Here is a 3,256-nt window from a genome sequence, read left to right as displayed (position 1 = left end):
TTTGGCGTCTAAATTAAAATTAAGAATTGCGGCAAATTTAATTGAAGAAGACGAAGAAGAAAAAAAGAAAGAAAAGAAATATATTAATCCGGACGATGAAGTTTTAGAACCGAAAGGCGAACTTGCTGACGACGAAAAATAATAAAAAAAATGATCAAACATAAAGAACAACGGGTTGGAATTCTGGTAGATGTTTCAAACATGTACCATTCAGCTAAGAATCTATTTAATCGAAAAGTAAACTTCCGAGAAATTTTATTGCAAGCAGTGGCCGACCGAAAACTTATCCGGGCCACTGCTTATGCTATCCAGACGGAAAATCAAGAGGAGGCGCCTTTTATCGACGCGCTCGCTCAGCAAGGCTTTGAAGTAAAAGTTAAGGATTTACAAATCTTTGCCGGCGGTGCGAAAAAGGGCGACTGGGACGTTGGAATTGCGATTGACGCAATTAAATTAGCCGATAAATTAGACGTTATCGTTTTAGTTTCCGGCGACGGCGATTATTTACCGCTCGTTTCTTATCTGCAAAACAATAAAGGCTGTTTAGTCGAAGTTATGGCCTTTAGAAAAACCTGTTCATCTCGATTAATCGAAGAAGCGGATGATTTTATCGATCTAAGCGCCGATAAGAAATTTCTGATTTATAGCAATAATAAAAGAAAATAAAAAATTAATTAAAATAATATAATAAGTTCTGACCGTTAAATAGATAGTGCTGTATAAATTACAGTTCTGTAATTTGACGGCCAGAGACAAAACAAATTATGGAAAAAGTGTTTAAAGGAGAATGGCTGGGCCGCCCTCTCATTATTAAAACCGGCCGTGTCGCTTTACAAGCCGACGCCGCGGTTTGGGTCCAATATGGCGAAACAGTTGTGCAAGCGACTGTCGTCCAATCAAAAAACGAAAGAGAAGGAGTTGATTTCTTCCCTCTTCAAGTTGAACTGGAAGAAAAATTATACGCTGCCGGAATTATTAAAGGTTCGCGGTGGATTAAGCGCGAAGGCCGACCGACTGATCAGGCGATTTTAACCGGCCGCATGATTGATCGTTCAATCCGTCCGCTTTTTGTGCCCGGTGATAACCGCGACATTCAAGTTATTGTCAGTGTTTTAGCGGTTGATCAAGAAAACGATCATGATATTGTTTCTCTTTTAGCGGCTTCGGCGGTATTAGCCATCTCCGGTCTAAAATGGAATGGTCCAATCGGTGGAATCAGAGTCGGCTTAATCGAAAATGAATTAGTCTTTAACCCGACTTACGAACAACAAGCTTTAAGCGCCTTAGATTTAATCGTCGCCGGAACTGACAAAAAAGTCGTGATGATTGAGGCGGGCGCTAATGAAGTCCCGGAAGACATGATGCTAAAAGCAATTATGGCCGGGCAACGCGAAATGCAAGTCGCGATTGATTTAATTAAAGAATTGGCGAAAAATGTTCCGCCAAAAAGAATTTCGGAAATCGTTAAAAAAGAATTAAACGAAGATGAACAGAAAGCGGCCGCCGAAAAAGAAGAATTATTAAAAATCGGCGAGGATTGGCTTAAAGAAAATATCCCGGCTATTTTATTCGATAAAGTATATTACACTAAAGGCGAAAGAAAATTAGCGGTTGCCGCGATTAAAGAAAAACTAGATGCATACCTAGAATCGAAAGATTTAGGCGCTGATAAAAGAAAATATGTCGCTAAAAAATTAGTTGAAGAAATGATTGACGCGGAAATTACTCGCGCAATTATTGAAGATAAAAAACGGGTTGACGGAAGATCTCTAACGGAAATCCGCCCATTACTGGCTGACGTGGCAATTTTACCGCGCTGTCATGGTACCGCTTTATTTTCCCGCGGTGAAACTCAAGTAATGTCTATTTTAACTATCGGCGCTCCCGGAGATGAACAATCTCTTGAAGGTTTAGAAGGACAAAGCAAAAAAAGATACATGCATCATTATAATTTTCCTCCTTATTCCGTCGGTGAAGCTTCTCCTTTAAGAGGAACCGGCCGTCGGGAAATTGGACATGGTGCTCTCGCGGAAAAAGCTTTAATGCCGATGTTGCCTTCCAAAGAAGAATTTCCTTATACAATTCGTTTGGTTAGTGAAACACTGGGTTCAAACGGTTCGTCTTCAATGGCTTCAACTTGTGCTTCAACTTTAGCCTTAATGGATGCCGGCGTACCGATTAAAAAGCCGGTAGTTGGGATTGCGATGGGGTTGGCTTCAAATCATGACATGAGTAAATGGGAAGTATTAACCGATATCCAAGATTTAGAAGACGGCGATGGCGGCATGGACTTTAAAATCACCGGCACAAATTCGGGTTTGACCGCTATTCAATTAGATACAAAAACAGATGGTTTGACCGAAGAAATTATTACTAAAACCTTAACCCAAGGCCGCGCGGCTTTAAATGAAATTTTAGACGTAATCTTAAAAGCAATTCCCGCTCCACGCGCTGACCTGTCAAAATACGCGCCAAGAATTACCAGTTTTCATGTCGATCCGGAAAAGATCGGCGCCATTATCGGCCCCGGCGGAAAAATTATCAATAAGATTATTGCTGAGACCGGCGTTAGCATTGATATTGATGACGACGGCTTAGTTATGATCTGCGGAACTGATGCCGATGGCGTTACCGAGGCAGTTAAACAAGTTAAAGAAATAGTTCATGTTTTCGAAGCTGGCGAAATTATCAAAGGTAAGGTTGTCCGATTACTTGATTTCGGCGCTTTCATCGCTTTAAACGCTAACCAAGACGGTATGGCCCACGTCAGTGAATTAGCGCCATATCGTATTGAAAAGCCAAGTGATTTCTTAAATATCGGTGATATTGTAACGGTAAAGATTAAAGAAATTGATGACCAAGGACGCGTTAATCTAACCATGAAAGGTTTAGAAGATAATGCCCCTTTATGGAAAGATGAAAAAGGTAAATCAGCTAATGGTGGTAATGGATTCGGAGGCGGTTCTCGACCAAGTTTCGGGGGCGGCCGTGGCGCTTCGAACGGCGGTCCAAGCCGACCAAGCCGTTTCGGCTCAAGCCGACCGAGCGCACCGAGAAATTAAGCCAATAAATTAACCTTGACTTTCCTAATTAATAAAGCTATTATTTTCTATAATTAATTCAGAAAAAATTATGTTAGCAATCAAACTATCACAATCAGGAAAAACTAATAAAAAGATGTTTCGTCTGATTATTTCCGAAAAAAGCCGTGATCCATACGGTCGTGCTTTAGAAATCTTAGGTTCTTATAACCCTC

At 40.8% G+C, this 3,256-nt stretch carries 2 protein-coding genes; both read left to right on the top strand.

Features of this window, described 5'->3' with window-relative positions; genetic code table 11:
• The first annotated feature begins 150 nt into the window (after positions 1 to 150).
• On the top strand, positions 151 to 666 hold the full coding sequence (locus ACYC56_RS13615) for a LabA-like NYN domain-containing protein (protein WP_461374718.1): 516 nt from the start codon (positions 151 to 153) through the stop codon (positions 664 to 666).
• 98 nt (positions 667 to 764) lie between these two features.
• Positions 765 to 3,062 (top strand): polyribonucleotide nucleotidyltransferase, encoded by a 2,298-nt coding sequence (locus ACYC56_RS13610; RefSeq protein WP_461374717.1) that lies wholly within the window; start codon positions 765 to 767, stop codon positions 3,060 to 3,062.
• Positions 3,063 to 3,256: the final 194 nt, after the last annotated feature.

Source organism: Candidatus Aquicultor sp. (assembly GCF_054640775.1).
This window is presented reverse-complemented; position numbering and strand designations above follow the sequence as displayed.

What these genes read in the sequence shown, in the direction of transcription:
- ACYC56_RS13610 (WP_461374717.1), top strand. Translation starts at nt 765, where the DNA reads ATGGAAAAAGTGTTTAAAGGAGAATGGCTGGGCCGCCCTCTCATTATT.
- ACYC56_RS13615 (WP_461374718.1), top strand. Translation starts at nt 151, where the DNA reads ATGATCAAACATAAAGAACAACGGGTTGGAATTCTGGTAGATGTTTCA.